Below are 23,622 nucleotides of genomic sequence, written 5' to 3' on the forward strand. Positions count from 1 at the left end.
AGGGTCAATAAGTTGTTGTAGTGTAGCAATAAATTATCGCAAAACAATAAATTTTTATTCTGAGAGGTAAATCATGCGACTTGCGATCGCGCTGGCCTCGCTGCTCGCCATGGGGCTGCTGTTCCTGGTGCTGGTGCCGGCTTGTGCCGGTGGCGGCGAGGCGCGGGATCCCGCTTGTCGCAGCGGCGATGGTGCGCAGGCTTCGCGTTCGGGCCGCGTCTGGTCATTGAACTATCGCTTTTCGTTGCTGACCTTGCCGCGCTTGACCTTTCCGCCCGTGCGCAACGCGGCGAGGTGCGTTTGCCGAGGCTAGCGGGTATGGGTCAGGCCCAGCACGTCCCACGATATGTCGGTGGGCGTTGGGGCTTGCCCTCCGTGGATGGCGATGACATGTCCCGGAGCCGGGCTGACAGGTCGGGCGACGGTGTTGCGCAGGCAGCCGGGCCCGGCAGCTCCGGTCGCGTGGCGCCCCTGCCACGCCCGCCAGGCTTTGCATAATTTGACGGTCTGGCGCGGGCGGCCTTGCGCTAATCTGGCTGCGCCACCATTACCAGGCGGGTTCCATGCCATGACCTTTCTCGCAAGCGCCAACCTGCTGCGTCGCCGCGACGGCCACGAAGCCCGCGTCACCTACGTCGAGCTCTTCTTCGACCTGGTGTACGTCTTCGCGGTCACCCAGATTTCCCACAGCCTGCTGCACGATCTGACCTTGATGGGCGCGCTCCATTCCCTGGTGCTGTGGTTCGCCGTCTGGCTGGGCTGGCAGTACACCTGCTGGGTCACCAACTGGTTCGACCCCGACGCCGTGCCTATGCGGGTCATGCTGTTCGCCGTGATGCTGGCGGGCCTGGTCTCGGGAGCCGCCCTGCCGGGCGCCTTCGGCGCCACCGGGCTGGTGTTCGCCGTCAGCTACGTGCTGATCCAGGTGGGTCGCACGCTGTTCATCGTGCTGCATCTGGGAGCCGCGCATCCGCTGGCGCCCAACTTCCGTCGCATGTTGGCCTGGCTGTGTGTGTCGGCGGTCTTGTGGATCGCTGGCGGACTGTCCCAGGACGGCACGCGGCTGGCGCTGTGGGCGCTGGCGGTGGCCTGCGAATACTTGTCGCCCATGATCGGCTTCCGCTTCCCCGGCCTGGGGCGTTCCGCCACCCGTGAATGGACCATCGAGGGAGGCCACCTGGCCGAGCGCTGCCAGCTGTTCGTCATCGTCGCGCTGGGCGAAACCCTGCTCATCACCGGCGCCACGCTGGCCGACCTGGACCGCTGGAGCGCGCCCGCGCTGATCGCGTTGCTGGCGGCCTTCCTGGGCACGGCCGCCATGTGGTGGGTGTACTTCGACACCAGCAGCCGCGACGGCACCGAGGCCATCGTGCATTCCGACGATCCGGGTCGTATCGGCGCCTGGTTCCACTACGTGCATGTGATCCTGATCGCCGGCGTGATCGTGTCGGCCGTGGCCAACGAGCTGGTCATCCTGCATCCGGACGGGCGCATCGCAATGCCGGCTGCTGCCGCGCTGATCGGCGGCCCGGCGCTTTACTTGATCGGCAACGGTATCTACAAAACGGTGGTCTACCGCCGCTTCCCGCTCTCGCACGTGGTGGGCTTGGTGTTGCTGGCCGTGCTGGCGCCCATTGCCTTCGTCACCGACAACCTCATGGTGGGTGGCTTGACCACGTTGATCATGATTCTGGTGGCGGCCTGGGAAAGCGTGTCGCGGCGCAAGGTGCAGGCCGGCGTCCCGCACTGACTCGGGAAGTGGCATCGATGCCATGACGGCGGAGCCGGGATCGATCAGGGAGCCGCTCGACGTGGCTGGCGAGCGGGCAGGCCGGCGGGCTGCTTGCTTCAGCAAGCCCGCCGCAGCGCTCAGATCAGCCCGCGTATCCCAGCGATGCCATGCGCGCCGTGGCGCAGCGCCTGCGATACGGTCTGGGTGGACTGGCCACCCAGCGCGAACACCGGAATGCCGGCGTCGCGATTGCCTTGCACGAAACCTTCCCAACCCAGCGTCGCCGCGCCGGGATGGCTGGGCGTGTCCAGCACCGGGCCCAGCACCGCGAAATCAGCGCCGAGTTCGCGCGCATGGATGACTTGGGCGTTGTCGTGAGCCGATACGCCCACCAGCGCGCCGGCGGGAAGTTCAGGGCGCGCCGTGAGTTTGGCGGCGTCGGCCGCGCGCAGATGCACGCCATCGGCCTCGCGCCACCAAGCGGCGGGATGGACGCTGTTGACCAGCACCCGGGCGCCCGCGGCGCGGCAGCGCTTCTGCACCTGTTGCAGCACTTCATGCAGCGATGGGGAGGCCACGCCATCTGGCCATTGCGGTTCGCGCAGCTGCACCAGCTTCACGCCGCGCGCCAGCGCCGCTTCCAGCCGGCCCAGGAAAGCGGCCACGCCGGCCCGCGACCCTACGGAACTGATGCCGTAGGAAGTGGGCAGTTGCAGCCAGCGCAACGGCGGCAGGGTGGCGGGCAGCAAATCGCCCACCGATGCGGCCTGCGCGGGGTTGACCCATTCCAGGCGCTGGTTCTCCAGGCTGCGCGGTTCGCCCTCCCAGCCGGTGACGTGGCAGAACGCCAGGCGCACCGTGGTGTGCGGATAGGCGTGCACATAGGTGACCCAGGGGCGCGACTGCGTGACGCGGATGCCGATTTCTTCCTGCAGTTCGCGCGCCAGCGCTTGCAGCACGGTTTCGCCCGGTTCGAGCTTGCCGCCGGGCAGCTCCCACCAGCCCGCCCAGGGTTTGCCTTCGGGGCGCTGGCCCAGCAGCAGCATGCCGTCCGGGCGCAGGATCAGGCCGGCCGCGACGTCGATGATCTTCTCAGACATGCCGGGCCGCCCAGTCGCGCGCGAATTGATACGCCACGCGGCCCGAACGCGAACCGCGTTCGATGGTCCATTGCAGCGCCTCGGTGCGCGAGGGTTCGATCTGCGCTTCCGGGCAACCCAGCTCGCGCAGCCAGTGGTAGACGATGTCCAGGTAGTCGTCCTGCTTGAAGGGGTAGAACGACAGCCACAGGCCGAAGCGCTCGGACAGCGAGATCTTTTCCTCGACCGTTTCGCCGGGATGGATTTCACCGTCGGGCTGGTGCTTGGCCGCCAGGTTCTCGCTCATGTACTCCGGCATCAGGTGGCGCCGGTTGGAGGTGGCATAGATCAGCACGTTGTCGCCCGAGGCCGACACCGAGCCGTCCAGCACCGATTTCAGCGCCTTGTAGCCGGCCTCGCCTTCCTCGAACGACAGGTCGTCGCAGAACACGATGAAGCGTTCAGGGCGGGAGGCGACCAGTTCGACGATGTCGGCCAGGTCGCCGAGATCCGACTTGTCCACTTCGATCAGGCGCAGTCCGCGGTCGCCGTAGGCGGCCAGCATGGCCTTGACCAACGAGCTCTTGCCGGTGCCGCGGGCGCCGGTCATGAGCACGTTGTTGGCCGGCTTTTTCTCAAGGAACTGCAGCGTGTTGCGGTCGATGATGCCCTTCTGGCGCTCGATGTGCTGCAGGTCCGCCATGTCGATGCGCGCCACGTGGCGTACGGCGTCCAGCCAGCCGCGGGCGCCGCGCTTGCGCCAGCGGTAGGCGTGGGCGGTCCAGTCGATTTCGGGCGTTGCGGGCGGAAGCCAGGCTTCCAGCTGCGCCAGCACGCGCTCGGCGCGCTGGATAAGGGTGGAGAACTCGGTTGCGGTCACGTCTGAAGTCCCGGGAGTTTCGGATCAGGAGCGGTAGTCGGCGTTGATCGACACGTACTCGTGCGAGAAGTCGCAGGTGTAGACGGTGTCGCTGACCTGGCCACGGCCCAGGGCAATGCGCACCTGGATCTCGGCCTGCTTCATGACGCGCTGGCCGTCGGCTTCCTGGTAGGCGGGGTTGCGGCCGCCGTCCTTGGCCACCAATACATCGTCCAGCCACAGGCGGATATTGGACACGTCCAGGTCGTCGATGCCGGCGTAGCCCACCGCGGCCAGGATGCGGCCCAGGTTGGGGTCCGAGGCGAAGAAGGCGGTCTTGACCAGCGGCGAATGGGCCACGGCGTAAGCCACCTTCAGCGCTTCCTCGGTGGTGCCGGCTTCTTCCACGCGGATGGTCATGAACTTGGTGGCGCCTTCGGCGTCGCGCACGATCTTGGTGGCCAGTTCCAGCGCCGCGGCCGTCAGGGCCGCGCGCACGGCGGCGTAGGCCGGATCGGATTCGGCATTCACTTCGACGCCCGACTTGCCGGTGGCGGCGATGATGAAGGAGTCGTTGGTGGAGGTGTCGCCATCGACCGTGATGCGGTTGAACGAGGCGTCGGCGATCTCGCCGGCCAGCTTGGACAGCAGCGGCTGGGCGATGCCGGCGTCGGTGGCCAGGAAGCTCAGCATGGTGGCCATGTTGGGCCGGATCATGCCGGCGCCCTTGCTGATGCCGGTGAAGGTGACGGTCTTGCCGCCGATCTGCACCTTGGTGGAAGAGATCTTCGGCAGCGTGTCGGTCGTCATGATGCCGTGGGCGGCGCTGAACCAGTGGTCGGGACCCAGGTCGGCGATGGCGGCGGGCAGGCCGGCGACCAGGCGGTCCAGCGGCAGCGGCTCCAGGATGACGCCGGTGGAGAAGGGCAGCACCTCGGCCGCGGGCACGCCCAGCAGCTTGCCCAGCGCGGCGCAGGTGTCCTTGGCCTTCTGCAGGCCTTCCTCGCCGGTGCCGGCGTTGGCGTTGCCGGTGTTGATGACCAGCGCGCTGATCGGGCCGCCGGCGGCCAGGTGGGCCTGGCAGACCTGCACCGGGGCGGCGCAGAAGCGGTTGCGCGTGAACACGCCGGCCACGCTGGTGCCCTGCGCGAAGCGGAACACGGTCAGGTCGCGTCGGTTGGCTTTGCGGATGCCGGCCTCGGTAACGCCGATTTCAACGCCGGCAACAGGAAAAATTTCGGACTCGGAGGGGATCTGCAGATTAACGGCCATGACTTCGTCTCATGTATGAGCAGGGCGGAATCGCCGCCAGGCGTGGCGGCGCGCGGGGGAAAGCTTTGTATTATCCCACCGGATTGGGACAGCGTCCGGTCAGGGGCCGATCCGCATGGCAGCCACGTCCAGCACGCCGGCCTCGCGGTTGCTCAGCACGCTGCGCACGGCGCCGTCCGGGGCCTGCAGCACCGACTTGCCGGCCGGCACGTCCTCGCCGCCCGCGCGGCGCGCCGAGCGCCCGCGCGATGGCGAAAACAGCAGGTCGCCCGGCTGGACGCCCGGCAGGCGGGCGTTGGCGGCCAGCACCCGAGTGCCGGGCGGGTAGGTCATGTCGCCCAGCACGGTTTCGCGGGCCAGCAGGCCCTCGAAATCCAGCATGCGGCGTTGGCTGTCCAGCTGCATGTCCACCTTCAGCATGGGCATGCGGGCCACCTCGAGCGCCTCGCTGCCTTCGGTGCGCAGCAGCCAGCGCGGCGCGTCGGCCGCGGCGCCGTCATTCACGACCTTCAGCCAGGCGCCGGGCGGCACGGGCTGCTGGTTCAAGGTGTTGCCGATGGCCAGATGGCAGCTGGCAAAGCGCGGATGGCCGTCGCGCAGCACGAACTCGAGGCGATGCCCATGCGCGCACAGCCAGCCGTCCTGCGCCTGGTCGCGCGCGATCTCCACCGACAGGGTCTCGGCCTGCTTGCTGTTGGCCGGGTAGCGGAACAGGCGCATGGCCGCGACGCCCTGGATGGAGGCAGGGTGGGTGTCGGGGAAGACGGCGAGGTCGAACGACGCCAGCTCGCCCGGCTTGGCCAGGCTGAGCACGGTGCCAGCGGGCATCTGTACGCCCGCCAACTGGGTGGACTGGGCCAGCACGGTCTTGCGTTCGGCGTCGGCCTGGGCGCTTTGCCGGGCCGAGAACCACAGGCTGAACTGCTGATAGGGAAAGATGGCGCCGACGATGGCCAGGAAGGCCATCAGGATGGCGCCGCCGCGCCGGTGGCCGCCCAGCCATTCCCGGGCGCCGGGGGTGGTGGCCAGCACGGCCAGCCAGGTCAGCAGCGTGGCGAGGCAGGCCAGCGAAGCTGCCATCAGCACGTAGAAATTACCGCCAGGAAGAGAAACCGGAATCATGGCGGCAATTATGCGCCAATCCGCAGGCGGTCACCGGCGCGGACGGGCGCTCAGGTCTTGGCGGATTCGGAGCGGGTCGCCACCACTTGCAGCTTGAGTTCGCCCAGAGCCTGGAACAGCGCGTTGCGGGTGCCTTCGGGCAGATCGCCGAACATGGACTTGACCCAGGATTCATGGGCGCGGGCCATGCGGGCGAAGCTCTTCTTGCCCAGCGGCGTGAGCTTGATGAGCGAGCTGCGGCGGTCGGACTCGACCTTGGTGCGCACCACCAGGCCTTCTTTTTCGAGCTGGTCGGTGATGCCGGTGATGTTGCCGTTGGTGACCATCATGTGGCGCGACAGTTCGCCCATCTTCATGCCCTTGGGCGCGCGCTGCAATTGCGCCATCAGGTCGAAGCGCGGCAGCGTCGTGTCGAATTCATTGCGCAGGCGGCTGCGGATCTCGCTTTCGACGAGATTGGCACAGGTCAGCATGCGCAGCCACAGGCGCAACGCATGATGGTCGTCGGGCGCGGCGCGGGATTCCAGGTCGGGAGTGTCGGTCATGGCTATGGAAATTACCGGGAATGAGGGGCGGGCGCCAGATGCTTCTGATCCAGGATCGCGCGGATCGGCATACGCGCATTGGCGTAGCCATCGGCGCGCTTCTTGAGTATCGGCGGGATGTCGGGTACTGTCGCGCGAACGTTGTGCCGGGTATTGGGCACTGCGCTTTCATCGTTTTGGTGGAGGGTAACCATGGCGGTAGCTTATTAGTAAAAACCCTTTGGTAAAAACCCTAGACTTGTTTTGCCGAATACTTTAAACCTAAACTATGAAGCACGCCAGCCTTGGCTGTGCTGCACGAAGTTTTTCGAATCGCGATTCCAAAAAAGAACACCCTCTGCGCGGGCTCGCGCACGGAGCACACCACCATGCGTTTGATCACTTCCCTTCTGGCCGCCGCCGCCCTGGTGCCGGCATTGGCTAGCGCCGACACCATCAAGGTCGGCATCGCCAACGACATCTCCGGCCCGTTCTCGGCGCTGGGCGCCGAAGCCCGCGACGGCTTCAACCTGGCCATCAAGCAACTGGGCAGCAAGCTGGGCGGACAGCCCGCCGAATTCGTGCAGACCGACATGGGCGGCAACCCCGACCAGGCCCGCCAACTGGTGACGCGCTATATCCAGCGCGACAAGGTCGATTTCTTCACCGGCCCCATCGGTTCGAACGTGGCGCTGGCCGTCGGCCCCGCGCTGTTCGCCGCCAAGGTGCCGTACCTGTCGAACAACCCCGGCCCCAGCCAGTTCGCCGGCGCGCAGTGCAATGCGTACTGGTTCGGCACGTCCTACCAGAACGATGCCTTCCATGAGGCGGCCGGCAAGGTCGCCGCGGACCGCGGCTTCAAGAAGATGTTCATCATGGCCCCGGACTATCCGGCCGGCAAGGATGCCTTGAACGGCTTCAAGCGCGGCTACAAGACCGCCCCGGGCGATGAGGTCTACACCAAGCTCGGCCAGATCGACTACGCGGCGGAAATCGCGCAGATCCGCGCCGCCAAGCCGGACGCCGTCTATATCTTCCTGCCGGGCGGTATGGGCATCAACTTCGTCAAGCAGTTCGTCTCGGCCGGCCTGTCGCAGAGCGTCAAGCTGATCGGCCCGGGCTTCTCGGCCGACGAGGACGTGATCCAGGCCGTGGGCGAGCCCATGCTGGGCATGTACAACACGGCGCAATGGGCGCATGACCTGGACGTGCCGCAGAACAAGACCTTCGTCGAAGCCTTCCGCAAGGAATACAACGGCCGCTACCCCTCGGTGTACGCGGCCCAGGCCTACGACGTGATCATGGCCATGGACGCCGCCGTCAAGCAGGCCGGGGGCAAGGCTTCCGACCGCGCAGCCATCGTGAGCGCGCTGGAAAAAGCCGACTACCCCTCGGTGCGCGGCAGCTTCACCTACGGCAAGAACCACTATCCCATCCAGTCCTACTACCTGCGCGTCGTCGACAAGGACGGCAGCGGCCGCATCACCAACAAGCTGGTGGGCAAGGTGTTCGACAAGTACCAGGACGTCTACGTCGGCGAATGTAAGTTGTAGCCCACCCCCGAAGCGCTGCGCGCTTCCCTCTCAAGGGGGCATGCCTGCGGACCGGCGGAGCCGGCTCCGCGGCATCTGGATCGGGTGGCACCAGTGCATGCGCCGTGCGTGGTGCGCAATCAGATTGATTTTGGTGATTTGACCGCGAGCTAGGCCATCGGCAATTCGCGGCAGGGGGAAGTTTTCATGACGTTTACGCTGATCGTCGAGCAATTGCTGAACGGTCTGCAGTTTGGGTTGATGTTGTTTCTGATCGCGGCCGGGCTGACCCTGGTGTTCGGCATCATGGACATCATGAATCTGGCTCACGGCTCGCTCTACATGGCCGGCGCCTATGTCGCCGCCGAAACCATGCAGCGCACAGGTTCATTCACCGCCGCCGTCCTGGTGGCGGCCGTCGCCACCGGCGTCGTCGGCGTGGTGCTGGAACTGACGCTGATCCGCCGCCTCGCGCTGCGCGACCACCTGGCCCAGGTGCTGGGCACCTACGCCGTCATTCTCATCGCCAACGATCTGGTCAAGATGATCTGGGGCCCGGCTCCCGTCATGCTGAACATGCCGGCCGTGCTGTCCGGCCCGGTTCGGCTGCTGCCCGATCTGCTCTATCCCGCCTACCGCCTCATGATCATCGTGTTCGGCGTGGCCGCCGCCGCGGGCCTGTACTGGTTCGTGACGCGCACCCGCGCAGGCGTGCTGGTGCGTGCGGGCGCCTCCAACCGCCAAATGGCCACCTTGATGGGCGTGCGCGTGCCGCTGCTGTTCCTGGGCGTGTTCGTGCTGGGCGCCATGCTGGCCGCGGTGGCCGGCGCCTTGCTCGGCCCGATCACCTCGGTGCAGGTGGGCATGGGCGAAGAAATCTTGATTTTGGTGCTGGTCTGCATTGTCATCGGCGGCATCGGATCGATCCGCGGCGCCTTTGTCGGGGCGCTGCTGGTGGGCATGGTGGACACGGCGGGGCGGGCCTTTTTGCCCATGCTACTGCGCCAGGTCTTTTCTCCGGCCGTGGCCTCCAGCGTCGGACCGACGCTGGCCGCCATCGCCATTTACGTATTGATGGCGGCAGTGCTGGTGTTCCGGCCCTCCGGCTTGTTTCCGGCGCGGGGTTGACCATGAAATCCATGATCTGGACCGTGGTCCTGCTGGCCGCGCTGGCGGTGTTCCCCCTGGTGGCGCCGGCGCTGGGCCTGGACTTCTATATTTCCTTCGTGCGGCGGGTGCTGATCTATGCGCTGGCCGCGACCAGCCTGAACCTGATCCTGGGCTACGGCGGCATGGTGGCGCTGGGGCACGCGGCCTTTTTCGGCGCGGGCGCCTACGCGGTCGGCATCCTGGCCATGTCGGGCGTCACGTCGGCCCTGATCGTGTGGCCCGCGGCCATGCTGCTGGCGGCGGTGCTGGCCTGCATCACGGGGGCGATCTCGCTGCGCACCCGCGGCGTGTACTTCATCATGATCACGCTGGCCTTCGCGCAGATGCTGTTCTACATCTTCATCTCGCTGCGCCAGTATGGCGGCGAGGACGGGCTGAACCTGCCGGGTTACTCGACCTTGCCGGGCATCGACCTGGCCAATGACGTCAGCTTCTATTACCTGGTGCTGGCGCTGTTCGCGCTGATCATGTGGCTGTTCGGCCGCGTGGTGGCTTCCCGCTTCGGCACCGCCCTGCAAGGCATACGCGAAAACGAGTCGCGCATGGAGTCCATGGGCTATCCGGTCTATCGCACCAAGCTGATGGCGTTCACGCTGAGCGGCGCGGTGGCCGGCCTGGCCGGCGCGCTGCTGGCCAACCACAACCTCTTCATCTCGCCCAGCCTGATGCACTGGACCCAGTCGGCCAATCTGCTGATCATGGTGCTGGTGGGCGGCATCGGCCTGCGCTATGGCGGCGTGGCCGGCGCCGTGGTCATGCTGACCCTGGAAGAAGTGCTGCGCCTGTGGACCGAATATTGGCACCTGCCCCTGGGCGTGCTGTTGCTGTGCGTGGTGTTCGGCGCGCCGCGCGGCCTGGTCGGGCTGTTCGGCCCCTTGTTCAGCGGCCGTGCCGCTGCTCCCCAATCCGGCAAGGTGGGATCATGAACGCTACCGTAACGCCGGCCCTGCAGGCTTCGGGACTGGTGCGCCGTTTCGGCGCGCTGGTCGCCACCGACAATGTGTCGCTGTCCTTGAATCCGGGCGAGATCCACGCCTTGATCGGCCCCAACGGAGCGGGCAAGTCCACGCTGATCCATCTGCTGTCCGGCACGCTGGCGGCGGATTCGGGCACGCTGAAGGTGGGCGGACGCGACGTCACCGGCATGAACGCCCATCAGCGCGTTTCCGCCGGGCTGTCGCGCTCGTACCAGATCACCAATATCTTCAAGCAGTCCACGGTGCTGGATAACCTGGTGCTTGCGGTGCAGGCGCACGCGGGCAGCAGCTTCCGCTTCTGGAAACCGCGCGCCGCCGAATCGGCTCTGTACGAGCAGGCGCGTGAACTGGCGCGGGAATGCGCCATCGACGCCAGCCTGCTGGGGCGTCCGGCCGGCACCCTGCCGCACGGCGAACAGCGCAAAGTCGAGTTCGCGCTGGCGCTGGCCGCGCGGCCTGCCGTGCTGCTGCTGGACGAACCCATGGCGGGCATGGGGCCGGACGAAACCGTGCGCCTGACCGAATTGATCGAATCCATGCGGGGCCGCGCCGCCATGCTGCTGGTCGAACACGACATGCAGGCCGTGTTCCGCCTGGCCGACCGCCTGTCGGTGCTGGTGTACGGCCGCGTCATCGCGACCGGCACCCCCGACGAAATCCGCGCCAACCCGGAAGTGCGGCAAGCCTACCTGGGCGACGAGGAGACCGTGTGATGCTGACCATCGAATCCGCCAAGAGCGGCTACGGCGCCAGCCAGGTACTGTTCGGCGTGGACCTGCAGATCGGCGCGGGCCAGGTCGTGACCCTGTTGGGCCGCAACGGCATGGGCAAGACCACGCTGTTGCGCACCCTGTTCGGCCAGTTGCCGCTGCGCGGCGGCAAGATCCAGTTCGCGGGCCAGGACATCAGCGGCTGGAGCCCGGACCGCATCGCGCGGGTCGGCATGGCCATCGTGCCGGAAGGGCGGCAGTGTTTCCCCAACCTGACGGTGCGCGAACACCTGACGGCCTTCGTCGCCGCCCGCAATCCGGACATCGGCGAACCCTGGACGCCAGAGCGGGTCTTTGAACTCTTTCCGCGTCTGCACGAGCGCGCCCGCAACATGGGCAACCAGCTTTCGGGCGGCGAACAGCAGATGCTGGCCATCGGCCGGGCGCTGGTCACCAATCCGCGGCTCCTGATCCTGGACGAGGCCACCGAAGGCCTGGCGCCCAAGATCCGCGAGGAAATCTGGAATTGCCTGGCGCGCTTGCGCCAGGCCGGCCAGACCATCCTGGTCATCGACAAATATGTCGAAAGGTTGCTGAGCCTGGCCGACCGCCACGTGATCCTCGAGCGCGGCAAGGTGGTGTGGACGGGCGACTCGCAAGCCCTGGACGCCGATCGCGGACTCTGGGAACGCTATCTGGGCGTGTAGCAAGAAAGCTGCAATGGCACCAGGCAAATGTCGGTAGTTGTGACATAAAAAGCAATAAACCGACATTTATATTGCAACAATGAAACTTAGGGCGCGGGAACGTCTTACAAGCGTTTGCGCCTGTTTCAATTGGAACCACTGTTCTCTAAACTTGTCGCGCTGGACGTGCCGCGTGGGTACGCCCGCATCAGGCTCACGGCTCAAAAGGCGGGGCAATCGCGCGGCGACAGGCCGGTCTAAAGGCCGGCGCCCGCCCACGCGTCCCCTTTCACGCACGTTACGTCTTATCTAGTTGTCAGGAAGACTTTGCATGGCGAAATGGGGTTTGCGCAGAAAATCGTTGATGGCGCTGTTGCTGGCGTGCCTGGTCGCCCTGGCGCCGGCCGCCCTGATCGGCTGGCAGGTGCTGGACGGCGTCCGGGAGCACTTCGGGCGCGCTTTTTCCGACAACTTCACGCAATTGAACCGCCAGCGCATCCTGGCGCCGGTGTCGCGCGAACTGGCCCTGTCGCTGCGGTTGGCGGATAGCGAGGTCACGCGCCGCTGGCTGCGCCACGAAGGCGATCCGGCCGCGCGCGAACTGTTCTTCCGCGAAGCCGACGGCTACCGCCGCGATCTGCTGGGCCGCGCCTACTTCATCGCCAGCGCGGCTTCCGGCAATTATTACTTCAACGACGACCAGCCCCTGAGTGAAACGCCGCGCTACACGCTGAGCAAGAGCGCTGCGGACGACGCCTGGTTCTACCTGACGCTGGCCTCGCCCGCCAAGTACAACATCAACGTCAACCCGGACCTGAAGCTCAAGACCACCAAGGTCTGGATCAATGTCCAGGTGCGCGACGGCGACCGGGTCATCGGCCTGACCGGCTCCGGCCTGGACGTGGGCGGGTTCCTGCGCGAATTCGTCAATAGCGGCCAGCCAGGGGTCACGCCCATCATCATCGACGAGGAAGGGGCGATCCAGGCGCACATGGACGCCTCGCTCATCGCCTACAACTCGGGCGCGGGTGGCGCCGGCGCCGCGCGCGGCACGGTGTTCAATCTGCTGGATGGCGGTGAAGGCCGCGCCGAGCTGGCCGAGGCCATGAAGGCGGCGCGGACCGACCCGCAGTCGGTGCAATCCGCCTGGGTCAAGATGGACGGCATCCGGCAACTGGTGTCCGTGGCCTACATGCCGGAGCTGCACTGGCACGTGCTGACCGTGGTGGATCTGGGCGCCGCCCGGGTGCTGGACACGGATTGGCTCTGGCCGGCGGCCATCGGCCTGGTGGTGCTGTTCGCGGCCATGCTGCTGTGCTTTGGCTACGCCATCGAACGCCTGATGCTGCGTCCCTTGCGCCGCCTGCAGCAGTCCGCGCGAGCCATCGCCGATGGCAGCTACGACGTGCGCCTGCCGCCGGGCGGCCAGGACGAGATCGGCGACCTCAGCCGCGCCTTCGGCGTGATGGCGGACAAGGTGCGCCAGCACACGGCCGAACTCGAGACCAAGGTGCGCGAGCGCACCTCCGAACTCGAGGACGCCAATCGCGCCATGGCCGCCGCGCACAAGAAGATCGACGATTCCATCGACTACGCCAGCTTGATCCAGCGCGCCATCCTGCCGGACCGCCAACTGACCCAGTCCCTGGGCGCGCATCATTTCGTGCTGTGGAAGCCGCGCGACGTGGTGGGCGGCGACTTCTACGTGTTCCGGTCCGACGGCGCCAACTGCCTGCTGGGCATCATGGATTGCGCCGGCCACGGCGTGCCCGGCGCGCTGATGACCATGCTGGCCCGCGCGGCCATAGACCTGGCGATCACCGAGGCGGGGCCGGCCGATCCGGCCGCCATCCTGACCCGCACCGACAGCGCCATCCGCGCCATGCTTGCGGACGCGCAATTGCCGCGCGCGCTGGCCACGAACACCGATGCGGCCCTGGTATATATTGACCGCCAGGCCGGCAGGCTGCTGTATGCGGGCGCCAAGATCAGCCTGTACGCAAGCAACGGCGACGAATTGCGCGAGGTGCCCGGCGGCAAGCGGGCGCTGGGGGACAAGCGCACCGAGATCTACGAAAACATCGAATTGCGGATGGAGCCGGGCTGGACCTATTACCTGGTCACGGACGGGTTCCTGGACCAGGCGGGAGGCGAACACGGCTTTGGCTTCGGCAATACGCGGTTCGCGGAAATGCTCAAGACACACGCGCGCCGGCCGTTAACCGAACAGGCGGCCGCCTTTACCCAGGCGCTGGCACAGTACCAAGGCGGGCGGCCGCAGCGTGATGACATCACCTTGCTGTCATTCCGTTTCGAATAAACGTTATCAGGGCGCTTACCCCCATGAATGCCTCCGATCTTTACGCATTGGGCGAACGGTTCAATCAGAATCGCACTCTGTTGTGCTTCAACGGACCGACTTCTCGCAGCCTGATCGAGGAAATCGGCAATGCGCTCAAGAACTACCTGAACGCGGAGCACGCGCGGCCGGCCGAGGCCATGGATGTTTTCTCGGTCTACATCGAGATGATCCAGAACATCCGCCAGTACGCCGCGCTGCATGACGACGTGGACGCCTCGGCCACCGTGGTGATCGGCCGCCGCGATGAAAGCCGCTACGTGGTGTCCGCGGGCAATCTGGTCAAGGCGGAGGACGGCCAGTCGCTGGTCGCCCGCATCCAGGAACTGGCGGCGCTGGACAAGGCGGCGCTGAAGGCCGAGTACAAGGCGCAGCTGCACAAGCCGCGCGCCCAGGGCGTCGCTTCCGGCGCGGGCCTGGGCCTGATCGATATCGCCCGCCGGGCCGGCGCGCCGCTGGAAGCCAGCCTGACGCCCGCCGCGACGCCCGGGCAGGCGTTCTTCAGCCTGAGCGTCGTGATCTGAAGACGCGCCTGGCCAAGAACATATTTGGAGCAATTGATGAAAGATCTGAACATTCCCGGGACCCAGTCCACGCCCGCCATCACCGCCGACACCGCTGCCGGCGTGTTGGCGATGCGCGGCGACTCCTATCCCGAGAATTCCTTCGAACTCTTCGGTCCCGTGATCGAATGGGTCGAAGCCTACCTGCTGAGCAGCGCCGCGCCCCTGAAGCTGGAACTCGAGCTGCTGTACCTGAACACCAGCAGCATCAAGTCCGTCATGGACATCTTCGATCTGCTGGAGGCCGCCCACGGCAAGGGCCGCGAGGTCAGCGTGACCTGGTTCTATGACATGCGCAATGAGCGCGTCGGCGAGCTGGCCGAGGAATTCAAGGAAGACTGCACCTTTCCATTTTCAGTCATCGGCCGCCAATGAAATCCGACGCCGCCCAGCTGGACAAGCGCATCGCCGAATTGCTGGCGGATCCCGCCTATGAAGGCCATCCGCTGCGCGAAGCGCTGGGCGCGCTATGGCGGCATACCGGCGAGCAGATGGCGCGCATCGAGCGCGTGACCCAGTTGTCGGACGCCTACCAGAGCATGGCGCATGAGCGCGAACTGGGCCTGTGCGACCGGTTCGACCGGCAGTTGCGCCGCCTGACCCGTATCGCGCGCATCTCGGACCACTATCAAAGCATGATGCGGGACCTGAATTCCGCCTTGCTGGAAACCTCCAATCGCGATCCCCTGACCGGTCTCCTGAACCGGCGCGCCTTGATGGAAATGATCAAGCAGGAGGTGCTGCGCGTGTCCCGCGGCGGCTCGACTTTCGTCGTGGCAATGCTGGACGTGGATCACTTCAAGTCGGTCAACGACCGTTATGGCCATGAAACGGGCGACCGCGCGCTGGTCGAGCTGGCTGGCGTGCTGGGCAAGAACCTGCGCGAATACGATCTGTGCGGCCGCTGGGGCGGCGAGGAGTTCCTGGTGCTGTTGCCCAGCACCCAGCCCGAGGACGCCCAGCGCGTGATGGACAGGCTGGTGGGTGCGGTGCGCGCCCTGGCGATCACGGTGGGGGATGGCGTGTTGAGATTGACGGTCAGCATAGGCATGGCATATCACCAGTTGGGAGAAACCTTCTCTGAAACGCTCAGCCGCGCGGACCAGGCCTTGTACCTGGCCAAGCAGGACGGACGCGACCGCGTCGAACTCGGGTTTCCCAAGCGCTGATGAAACCGGACCAGCTGTTATCCGGCATGGAGCCCCATATGCTTGATTCTTATCCAGGCGTCACCGACGAGCGCCCACAAGGCGCCGCATGGCATCCGGGCACTTACCTGGCGTCCATGGATAGGGCGCTGCTGCTGTTCGATTTCAACCCGGCCGGTTCCTTGTTGAACGCCAACGCGAACTTTCTCGCCTTGGTGGGCCATGCCCGCGAAGAGGCCCTGGCGCTGCGCCACGACATGCTGTGCGACAGCATGGACGAGGGCAAGGGCATCGTCGGCGGCGAGCAGGTCTGGGCCAGGCTGCTGGGCGGCAAGCACTTTACCGGCACCTGCCGCTACCGCAAGAAGGACGGCAGCTTCGTCTGGATCGAAGCCACCTACATGCCCATCGCCGACGACGCCGGCGAAGTGGTCCGCATTTCCGTCATCTCCCGCAAATCCATTGCCGACGCCGATCGCCAGGAGGAGGTCCGCCTCTTGCTGCTGGGCATCAACGAAACCGGCAACGCCGTCGCGGTGTCGGGCAAGGACGGCCGCATCGTCTATGTGAACGACGGCTTTCAGCGCATGCTGGGCTTCGCCCGCGGCGACGCCGTGAACCAGGAACTGGGGGAACTGCTGGCGGGTGGCAGGCCGGACGGCGGCACGCGCGAAGAATTGGACCGCCGCATCGCCTGCCGCGAGGGTTACCACAAGGACGTGCTGGTCTACGACCGCGCCGGCCGGCCGCTGTGGGTGTCGGTGATGGCGAACTCCGTGTTCGACGAACGCGGCGCGCTGGTCAACATCGTGGATGTCTTGACCGACATCACGCCTACCAAGGTGCATGAAGTGCTGCAGCGCCGCGTGCTGCAGGCCATGGTGAACGAGGCCTCGGTGGTCGAGGTCATGAACATGGTGTGCCGCGAGGTCGAGCGCTTGGCGCCCGAAGTCGCCGCCAGCGTGCTGCGCGTGGACGACGCGGGTCTGCTGCGGCCCCTGGCCGCGCCCAGCCTGCCGCAAGCCTATGCCGATGCCCTGGACGGCGTGGCCATCGGACCGCAGGCGGGCGCTTGCGGCACCTCCGCCTTCCTGGGCCGGCCGGTGATCGTGCCGGACATCTCCACCGATCCGCTGTGGGACGATTACCGCCACTTGCCTCTGCCGGACGACGTGAAGGCCTGCTGGTCGTCGCCGATCAAGTCGAGCGACGGCCGGGTGATAGGTACCTTCGGCTTCTATTTCCGTGAGCGGCGCCTGCCCGACGATTTCCACCACCGGCTGGTGGACGTGTGCGTCTATCTCTGCGCGCTGGCGCTGGAACGCGAAGAGGCGCGCGCCCGCATCCGGCAACTGGCGTTCTACGACGAACTGACGGGGCTGCCCAACCGCAACCTGCTGCTGGCGCAGGCGGAACAGGCGATCGCGCGCGCGGAGCCCGAGCGCAAGCGGGTCGCGGTGTTGTTCCTGGACCTGGACCGCTTCAAGCAGGTCAACGATACGCTGGGCCATCCCATTGGCGACGCGCTGCTGCGCGACGTGGCGCAGCGTCTGCGCCGTCTGGCGCGCGCGACGGACATCGTGGGCCGCTTGTCCGGCGACGAGTTCGTGATGCTGATGCCGGACTTCGAACACGGCCGCCTGACGGCCGCGGCCGAACATGTGTTGGTGGCGCTGGCGCAGCCGTTCTCGGTGGGCGGCATTACGCTGAATCCGTCGGTCAGCATCGGCATCAGCGTGTTCCCGGAAAACGGGCGCGACATGGATACGCTGCTGCGCCATGCCGACATGGCGATGTACCAGGCCAAGACGGCGGGGCGCAATCGCATTTCCTTCTTCAGCGCCGAGATGAACCGGCAGGCTCAAGAGCGCCTGGCGTTGGAAGCCGCCTTGCGCGATGCGTTGGAGGCCAAGGCGTTGCGGCTGCATTATCAGCCGCAGGTGGGGCTGAAGAACGGCCAACTGTACGGCGTCGAGGCGCTGGCGCGGTGGCGTCATCCGACCTTGGGTGATATTTCGCCGGCGCGTTTTGTGCCGCTGGCCGAGGAATGCGGGCTGATCGGCGATCTGGGCGACTGGGCGGTGCACGAGGCTTGCTCGCAGCTGGCGGTGTGGCGGGCCAAGGGCCTGCGGGTGCCTTCGGTGTCGGTGAACCTGTCGGCGACGAATTTCCACAACCTGAATCTGCCGCGGATGATCGAGGCGACGTTGGCGGAGTTCGGGCTGGCGGCGGCGGATCTGATGCTGGAAATCACGGAAGGCGTGGTGCTGGATGCGACCGCGGGTACGTTGCGGACCATTGCTGAGCTGCACCGCCTGGGCGTGCGGCTGTCGATGGATGATTTCGGCACCGGCTATTCCAGCCTGGGGCATTTGCGGCGGCTGATCGTGGACGAACTGAAGCTGGATCGCAGTTTCGTGCAGGGGCTGGAGAGCGATGACGCGGCTCGGGCGTTGACCAGCGCGGTGATTCGTATCGGAGAGAGCCTGAGTCTGCCTGTGGTGGCTGAAGGCGTTGAGAACGAAGAGCAGCGGCGGTTCTTGATCGAGCAGGGGTGTGCGGCGGGGCAGGGGTTTTTGTTTTCTCCGCCGTTGCCGGCTGAGGATCTTGAGGAGTGGCTGCGGGGGCGGCCGTAGGCTTTCTGGCTGCTGCTGCTGCTGCTGCCGCTGCGTCTGTGGCTTCTGTTGGTTCTTGAGACGCCAGTCGCGTCGGGGGCCTGCGGGGCGCGGGGCAACGATTGCGGTCCGGAGCGTTCGCTCCGGACTTCCCCATCCTCATCCTCGTCACCGCCTTCGGCGGTTCCTTCGGATTCCGTCGGGCTTATCGACGCCCCGCGCCCCGCAGGCCCCCGACGCGACTGGCTCGGCCGGTTGAATCTTTACGGGCGCTGGGGCGGGTGGCGTGCTTGGCCTTCTTGGCGCCGGTGGCGGTTGGCGGAAGATCTGGCGGGGCTCGCTCCAGATCGGCCGCGCGGGCGGCCGATCTGGAGCTTACGCTTGGTCTTGCGGTTGCGGTTGCGGTTGCGGTTGCGGTTGCAGTCGCGGGCGCAGCGAGCCGCTGCCACGGGCCATCATGTGATGCCCGTGGCGTGTCTACCTCTTACTTCGATGCCACCGTTTCCGGCGGCACGGGGTTCTCCCAGCCGCCGCCGATGGCGCGGATCAGGCCTACGGCGGAACGCGCTTGTTCACCGCTGAGTTGCACCGCGACGCGTTGTTGCAGCAGCACGCTGCGGTCGGCTTCGATGACGTCCAGGTAGCTGATGGAGCCTTCGCGGTACTGCGTGTGCGAGAGCTTCGCGGCGCGGGCGGCGGCGTCGACGGCGGCGTCTTGCGCCTTGGTCTGGTCGGCCAGGATGCGCAGGTTGGCCAGGTTGTCTTCCACTTCGCGGAACGCGTTCAGGATGGTCTGACGGTAGACCGCCACGTCTTCCTCGTAGACGGCGCGGGCGCGGTCCAGGCCGGCTTGGCGGCGGCCGCCGTCGAAGATGGGCATGGACAGCGCGGCGCCGACCAGGGGGCCCAGCAGGAAGGTGCGGCTGGACCACTGGAACAGGTTGCCCAGGTCCGAGGACTCGTAGCCGAAGGCGCCGGTGATGTCCAGGCGCGGGAAGAAGGCGGACTTGGCCGCGCCGACGCGGGCGTTGGCGGCGGCCATGGCGCGTTCGGCGGCGGCGATGTCGGGACGGCGTTCCAGCAGGGTGGACGGCAGGCCGGCCGGGATCGATAGCGCTACCTTCTGGATGGGCTGTGCGGGCATGGCGAAATCCGACGGGGCGCGGCCCAGCAGCACGGCCAGGGCGTGTTCGGACGAGGCGCGGCGGCGGTCGATGCCCAGGGCTTCGGACTGCGCGCTGGCGAGTTCGGCCTTGGCGCGCGCCAGGTCGAGTTCGCTGATGTCGCCGGCGTCGTAGCGGCGCTGGATCAGTTGCAGGGTGTCGGTGCGCAGCTTGACCGTCTGGCGGTAGAGCTGCGATTCGGCGTCCTGTTCGCGCACCAGGAAGTAGGTGGTGGCGACGTCGGCCTGCAGGGCCAGCAGCACGGACCGGTACAGCGCCTCGCTTTGCTGGGCGTCGGCGCTGGCGGCGTCGTAGGTGGAGGCGACGCGGCCGAACAGGTCGGCTTCGTAGGACACGGCGCCTTGCGCGCGCCAGGTGGTGACCGGGGTGGTCGCGGTACCGTCGGGCAGGCCTTGCGAGACGGCCGAGGGGCGCTGGCGGTTGGGGCCGAAGGCGGCGTCCAGGTTGGGGAAGAAGCCGGCGCGGGCTTCGCGTTGCAGCGCGCGCGACTGGGTCAGGCGGGCGGCGGCGGCCTGCAGGTTCTGGTTGGCCTGCTGGGCTTCTTCCTGCAGCTGGTTCAGGCCTTCGTCGCCGAACACTTTCCACCAGGCGCCGCGCAGCGCGTCCTCGGACGGCTCGGCGGTCTTCCAGGTGCCGGCTTCAGAAGCGGGCAGGGCGGCTTCCTTGAAGGCCGCGGGCACCGCGGCCGAGGGCCGTTCGTAGGTGGGGCCCACCGCGCAGCCGGCCAGCACGAGCAGGACGGCAAGCAGGGCGGAACCGCGGGTCAGTCTTTTGATCATGATGACTATTCTCTTGTGGGCGCCTCCCGCCGTCGGGGCGGGAGGCGCTGTCTAGGCTTCTCTGGTTTGTCGGCTCAGGCCTGGTGTTGCGGGGCGGGGGGCGCGTTCGGGTCCAGGTGCGGCACGCACACCGGAGCCTCGTGCGGCGCGGCGGAGTGCAGCGTCTTGCCGCCCAGCGTGCGCAGCAGCACGTAGAACACGGGGGTCAGGAACAGGCCGAACAGGGTCACGCCCAACATGCCGAAGAACACGGCGATACCCATGGCTTGGCGCATTTCAGAGCCCGCGCCCGAGGACAGCACCAGCGGCACCACGCCCATGATGAACGCGATGGACGTCATCAGGATGGGGCGCAGGCGCAGGCGGCTGGCTTCGATGGCGGCTTCCAATGGGCTGCGGCCGTTCATTTCCAATTCGCGGGCGAATTCGACGATCAGGATCGCGTTCTTCGCCGACAGGCCCACCAGCACCATCAAGCCGATCTGCGTGAAGATGTTGTTGTCGTTGCCGGTCAGGTAGACGCCCGTCAGCGCGGCCAGGATGCTCATCGGCACGATCAGGATCACGGCCAGCGGCAAGGTCAGGCTTTCGTACAGGGCGGCCAGCACCAGGAACACCAGCAGCACGCTGATCGGGAACACCCACAGGCCGGCGTTGCCCGCCAGGATCTGTTGGTAGGTCAGGTCGGTCCATTCCATCTTCATGCCGCGCGGCAGGGTCTCGGCGGCTACGCGCTCGGCCGCGGCCTGGGCCTGGTCGGACGAGTAGCCGGGCGCCGGGCCGCCGTTGATGTCGGCGGCGGTGTAGCCGTTGTAGCGCACCACCATTTCGGGGCCGAAGGTCTGGTTGACCGTGACCAGCGAGGACAGCGGCACCATCTCGCCGGCGGCGTTGCGGGTCTTCAACTGCAGGATGTCGTCGGCGTGCGCGCGGAACTGGGCGTCAGCCTGCGCCCGCACCTGGAAGACGCGGCCGAAACGGTTGAAGTCGTTGACATACATCGAGCCCAGGTAGATCTGCATGGTGTCGAACACTTCCGTCACCGGCACGCCCAGCTGTTTGGCCTTGACGCGGTCCAGGTCCACGTCCAGCTGCGGCACGTTGATCTCGTAGCTGGAGAAGGCCGGGCCGAGTTCAGGCGTCTGGCGCGCCTTGGCCAGGAAGGCTTGCTTGGCCTTTTCCAGTTCGGCGTAGCCGGCGGCGCCGCGGTCCTCGATCTGGAACTTGAAACCGCCCAGCGTGCCCAGGCCCATCACGGGCGGGGGCGGGAACACGGCGATGAACGAGTCCTGGATGGCCGAGAACTTCTGGTTGAGCGAGCCCGCGATGGCGTTGCCCGACAGCGCGGCGCCCTTGCGCTCTTCAAAGGGCTTGAGCATGACGAACACGATGCCGGCGCTGGAGCTGTTGGTGAAGCCGTTGATCGACAGGCCGGGGAAGGCGATGGTGCTCTGCACGCCGGGTTCCTTCAGGGCGATGTCGCTCATGCGGCGGATCACCGCGTCGGTGCGGTCCAGCGAGGCGCCGTTGGGCAACTGCGTGAAGGCGATCAGGTATTGCTTGTCCTGCGCGGGCACGAAGCCGCCGGGCACCAGGTAGGAGATGCCGATGGTGGCGGCCACCAGCACCGCGTACACGCCCATGGCGCCGGCCTTGCGGCGGATCACGCGGGTCACGCCCGTGCCGTAGGACTCGGACGCGCGGCCGAACATGTTGTTGAACCAGTTGAAGAAGCGGCCGAAGACGCGGTTCATGCCACGGGTCAGCCAGTCAGGCTTGTCGTGGTGGCTCTTGAGCAGGATGGCCGACAGCGCGGGCGACAGGGTCAGCGAGTTGAAGGCCGAGATCACCGTCGAGATGGCGATGGTCATGGCGAACTGCTTGTAGAACTGGCCGGTCAGGCCCGTCATGAAGGCCAGCGGCACGAACACCGCGCACAAGGTCAGTGCGATGGCGATGATGGGGCCGCTGACTTCCCGCATGGCGCGGTAGGTCGCGTCGCGTGGACTCAGGCCCGCCGCGATGTTGCGCTCCACGTTTTCGACCACCACGATGGCGTCGTCCACCACGATGCCGATGGCCAGCACCATGCCGAACAGCGACAGCGCGTTGATGGAATAGCCGAACATCAGCAGCAGGGCGAAGGTACCGACGATGGACACCGGCACCGCCAGCAGCGGGATGATGGACGCGCGCCAGGTTTGCAGGAACAGGATCACCACCAGCACCACCAGGGCGATCGCTTCCAGCAGCGTGGTCACCACGGCTTTGATGCTGGCGCGCACGAATTGGGTGGGGTCGTATTCGATGCGGTACTCCACGCCCGGCGGGAAGTCCTGCTGCAGGTCGGCCATGGCGGCGCGCACCTGGCTGGACACGTCCAGCGCATTGGCGCCCGGCGACTGCATGATGCCCATGCCCACCGCCTGCTTGTTGTCCAGCAGCGAGCGCAAGCCGTATTCCTGCGCGTCCAGTTCGACGCGGGCGACGTCCGACAGGTAGGTCACCGCGCCGTCGGGCGAGGTCTTCAGGATGATGTCGCGGAACTCCTCTTCGGTTTGCAGGCGGCCGCGGGCATTCACGTTCAGTTGCAGCGGCACGTCGCCCAGTGTGGGGGATGCTCCGATGACGCCGGCGGCGACTTGCACGTTCTGTTCGCGGATGGCGTTGACGACTTCGGTGGCGGTCATGCCGCGCTGGGCGACTTTCTGCGGGTCCAGCCAGACGCGCATGGAGTAGTTGCCCGAACCCCATACCGTCACTTCTCCCACACCCGAAATGCGGGCCAGACGGTCCTTGACGTTCAGGATGGCGTAGTTGCGCAGGTAGGTAATGTCGTAGCGGTCATTGGGCGAGAGCAGGTGCACCACCAGCGTCAGCGTGGGCGAGCTCTTGGCCGTGGTCACGCCCAGGCGCTGCACGTCCGGCGGCAGGCGCGGCAGCGCCTGCGACACGCGGTTCTGCACCAGCTGCTGGGCCTTGTCCGGGTCCACGCCCAGCTTGAAGTTCACCGTCAGGGTCAGGTTGCCGTCGCTATTGGCCTGCGACTGCATGTACAGCATGTCCTCGACGCCGTTGATGGATTCCTCCAGCGGCGAGGCCACGGTTTCGGCGATGACCTTGGGGTTGGCGCCCGGATACTGCGCGCGCACGACCACGGACGGCGGCACCACTTCCGGGTATTCGGAGATGGGCAGCTGGAACATGGCCAGCAGGCCCGCCAGCAGCACCAGGACCGACAGCACGCCGGCGAAGATCGGCCGGTCGATGAAGAATTTCGAGATATTCATGGACGTTCTCGTTAGACGCGC

General features: G+C 66.6%; 20 protein-coding genes. 12 read left to right on the forward strand and 8 right to left on the reverse strand.

What is annotated here, in order from left to right; translation table 11 throughout:
- Positions 1–73: 73 nt before the first annotated feature.
- The gene (locus tag FOC84_RS15900) at positions 74–313 is read left to right on the forward strand and encodes a hypothetical protein (RefSeq protein ID WP_173145255.1); all 240 of its coding nucleotides are present in this window, start codon (positions 74–76) and stop codon (positions 311–313) included.
- Positions 314–568: 255 nt separating this feature from the next.
- Positions 569–1,750: a low temperature requirement protein A gene (locus FOC84_RS15905; RefSeq protein WP_173145256.1), complete on the forward strand. Its 1,182-nt coding sequence runs from the start codon at positions 569–571 to the stop codon at positions 1,748–1,750.
- Positions 1,751–1,869: 119 nt separating this feature from the next.
- Here FOC84_RS15905 and FOC84_RS15910 read toward each other — a convergent pair whose 3' ends face one another.
- From FOC84_RS15910 to FOC84_RS15935, 6 genes are all read right to left on the reverse strand, one after another.
- Positions 1,870–2,832: a Nudix family hydrolase gene (locus FOC84_RS15910; protein WP_173145257.1), complete on the reverse strand. Its 963-nt coding sequence runs from the start codon at positions 2,830–2,832 to the stop codon at positions 1,870–1,872.
- On the reverse strand, positions 2,825–3,691 hold the full coding sequence (locus FOC84_RS15915; RefSeq protein ID WP_054459246.1) for an ATP-binding protein: 867 nt from the start codon (positions 3,689–3,691) through the stop codon (positions 2,825–2,827). The genes FOC84_RS15910 and FOC84_RS15915 overlap by 8 nt, the downstream gene beginning before the upstream one ends.
- Positions 3,692–3,715: 24 nt before the next feature.
- On the reverse strand, positions 3,716–4,942 hold the full coding sequence (gene argJ / locus FOC84_RS15920; RefSeq protein WP_173145258.1) for a bifunctional glutamate N-acetyltransferase/amino-acid acetyltransferase ArgJ: 1,227 nt from the start codon (positions 4,940–4,942) through the stop codon (positions 3,716–3,718).
- 99 nt (positions 4,943–5,041) lie between these two features.
- Entirely contained in the window at positions 5,042–6,064 is a 1,023-nt protein-coding gene (locus FOC84_RS15925; RefSeq protein WP_173145259.1) for a hypothetical protein, read from the reverse strand.
- A 50-nt stretch (positions 6,065–6,114) separates the two neighbouring features.
- Positions 6,115–6,609 carry a MarR family winged helix-turn-helix transcriptional regulator gene (locus FOC84_RS15930; RefSeq protein ID WP_088138207.1) on the reverse strand — a complete coding sequence of 165 codons (495 nt, stop codon included), beginning with the start codon at positions 6,607–6,609 and terminating at the stop codon, positions 6,115–6,117.
- 11 nt (positions 6,610–6,620) lie between these two features.
- Entirely contained in the window at positions 6,621–6,803 is a 183-nt protein-coding gene (locus FOC84_RS15935) for a hypothetical protein (protein ID WP_173145260.1), read from the reverse strand.
- Between the two features lie 174 nt (positions 6,804–6,977).
- On the opposite strand from FOC84_RS15935, the gene FOC84_RS15940 reads away from it, so the two are divergent.
- From FOC84_RS15940 to FOC84_RS15985, 10 genes are all read left to right on the forward strand, one after another.
- The gene (locus FOC84_RS15940; protein ID WP_173145261.1) at positions 6,978–8,141 is read left to right on the forward strand and encodes an ABC transporter substrate-binding protein; all 1,164 of its coding nucleotides are present in this window, start codon (positions 6,978–6,980) and stop codon (positions 8,139–8,141) included.
- 186 nt (positions 8,142–8,327) lie between these two features.
- Entirely contained in the window at positions 8,328–9,248 is a 921-nt protein-coding gene (locus FOC84_RS15945) for a branched-chain amino acid ABC transporter permease (RefSeq protein ID WP_173145262.1), read from the forward strand.
- Positions 9,249–9,250: 2 nt separating this feature from the next.
- Entirely contained in the window at positions 9,251–10,216 is a 966-nt protein-coding gene (locus tag FOC84_RS15950; protein WP_173145263.1) for a branched-chain amino acid ABC transporter permease, read from the forward strand.
- Positions 10,213–10,980, forward strand: a complete 768-nt coding sequence (locus FOC84_RS15955) for an ABC transporter ATP-binding protein (protein WP_173145264.1) — start codon at positions 10,213–10,215, stop codon at positions 10,978–10,980. Before FOC84_RS15950 ends, FOC84_RS15955 begins: the two co-directional genes overlap by 4 nt.
- Positions 10,980–11,684 (forward strand): ABC transporter ATP-binding protein, encoded by a 705-nt coding sequence (locus FOC84_RS15960; RefSeq protein WP_059373986.1) that lies wholly within the window; start codon positions 10,980–10,982, stop codon positions 11,682–11,684. Before FOC84_RS15955 ends, FOC84_RS15960 begins: the two co-directional genes overlap by 1 nt.
- Positions 11,685–11,994: 310 nt before the next feature.
- Positions 11,995–13,983: a biofilm regulation protein phosphatase SiaA gene (gene siaA, locus FOC84_RS15965; protein WP_217278797.1), complete on the forward strand. Its 1,989-nt coding sequence runs from the start codon at positions 11,995–11,997 to the stop codon at positions 13,981–13,983.
- Positions 13,984–14,006: 23 nt separating this feature from the next.
- Positions 14,007–14,546 carry a biofilm regulation protein kinase SiaB gene (gene siaB / locus FOC84_RS15970; protein ID WP_088143022.1) on the forward strand — a complete coding sequence of 180 codons (540 nt, stop codon included), beginning with the start codon at positions 14,007–14,009 and terminating at the stop codon, positions 14,544–14,546.
- A gap of 36 nt (positions 14,547–14,582) precedes the next feature.
- On the forward strand, positions 14,583–14,960 hold the full coding sequence (siaC, locus tag FOC84_RS15975; protein ID WP_088143023.1) for a biofilm regulation phosphoprotein SiaC: 378 nt from the start codon (positions 14,583–14,585) through the stop codon (positions 14,958–14,960).
- Positions 14,957–15,754, forward strand: a complete 798-nt coding sequence (gene siaD / locus FOC84_RS15980) for a biofilm regulation diguanylate cyclase SiaD (protein ID WP_173145266.1) — start codon at positions 14,957–14,959, stop codon at positions 15,752–15,754. Before siaC ends, siaD begins: the two co-directional genes overlap by 4 nt.
- A 38-nt stretch (positions 15,755–15,792) precedes the next feature.
- Positions 15,793–18,369, forward strand: a complete 2,577-nt coding sequence (locus FOC84_RS15985) for a sensor domain-containing protein (protein ID WP_254241983.1) — start codon at positions 15,793–15,795, stop codon at positions 18,367–18,369.
- Between the two features lie 463 nt (positions 18,370–18,832).
- Here the strand turns inward: FOC84_RS15985 and FOC84_RS15990 are convergent, their stop codons facing one another.
- Both FOC84_RS15990 and FOC84_RS15995 read right to left on the reverse strand, forming a co-directional pair.
- The gene (locus tag FOC84_RS15990) at positions 18,833–20,311 is read right to left on the reverse strand and encodes an efflux transporter outer membrane subunit (RefSeq protein WP_173145268.1); all 1,479 of its coding nucleotides are present in this window, start codon (positions 20,309–20,311) and stop codon (positions 18,833–18,835) included.
- A 74-nt stretch (positions 20,312–20,385) separates the two neighbouring features.
- Entirely contained in the window at positions 20,386–23,601 is a 3,216-nt protein-coding gene (locus FOC84_RS15995; protein ID WP_173145269.1) for an efflux RND transporter permease subunit, read from the reverse strand.
- Positions 23,602–23,622: the final 21 nt, after the last annotated feature.

The organism is Achromobacter pestifer, from assembly GCF_013267355.1.
GTDB lineage: Bacteria > Pseudomonadota > Gammaproteobacteria > Burkholderiales > Burkholderiaceae_B > Achromobacter > Achromobacter pestifer_A.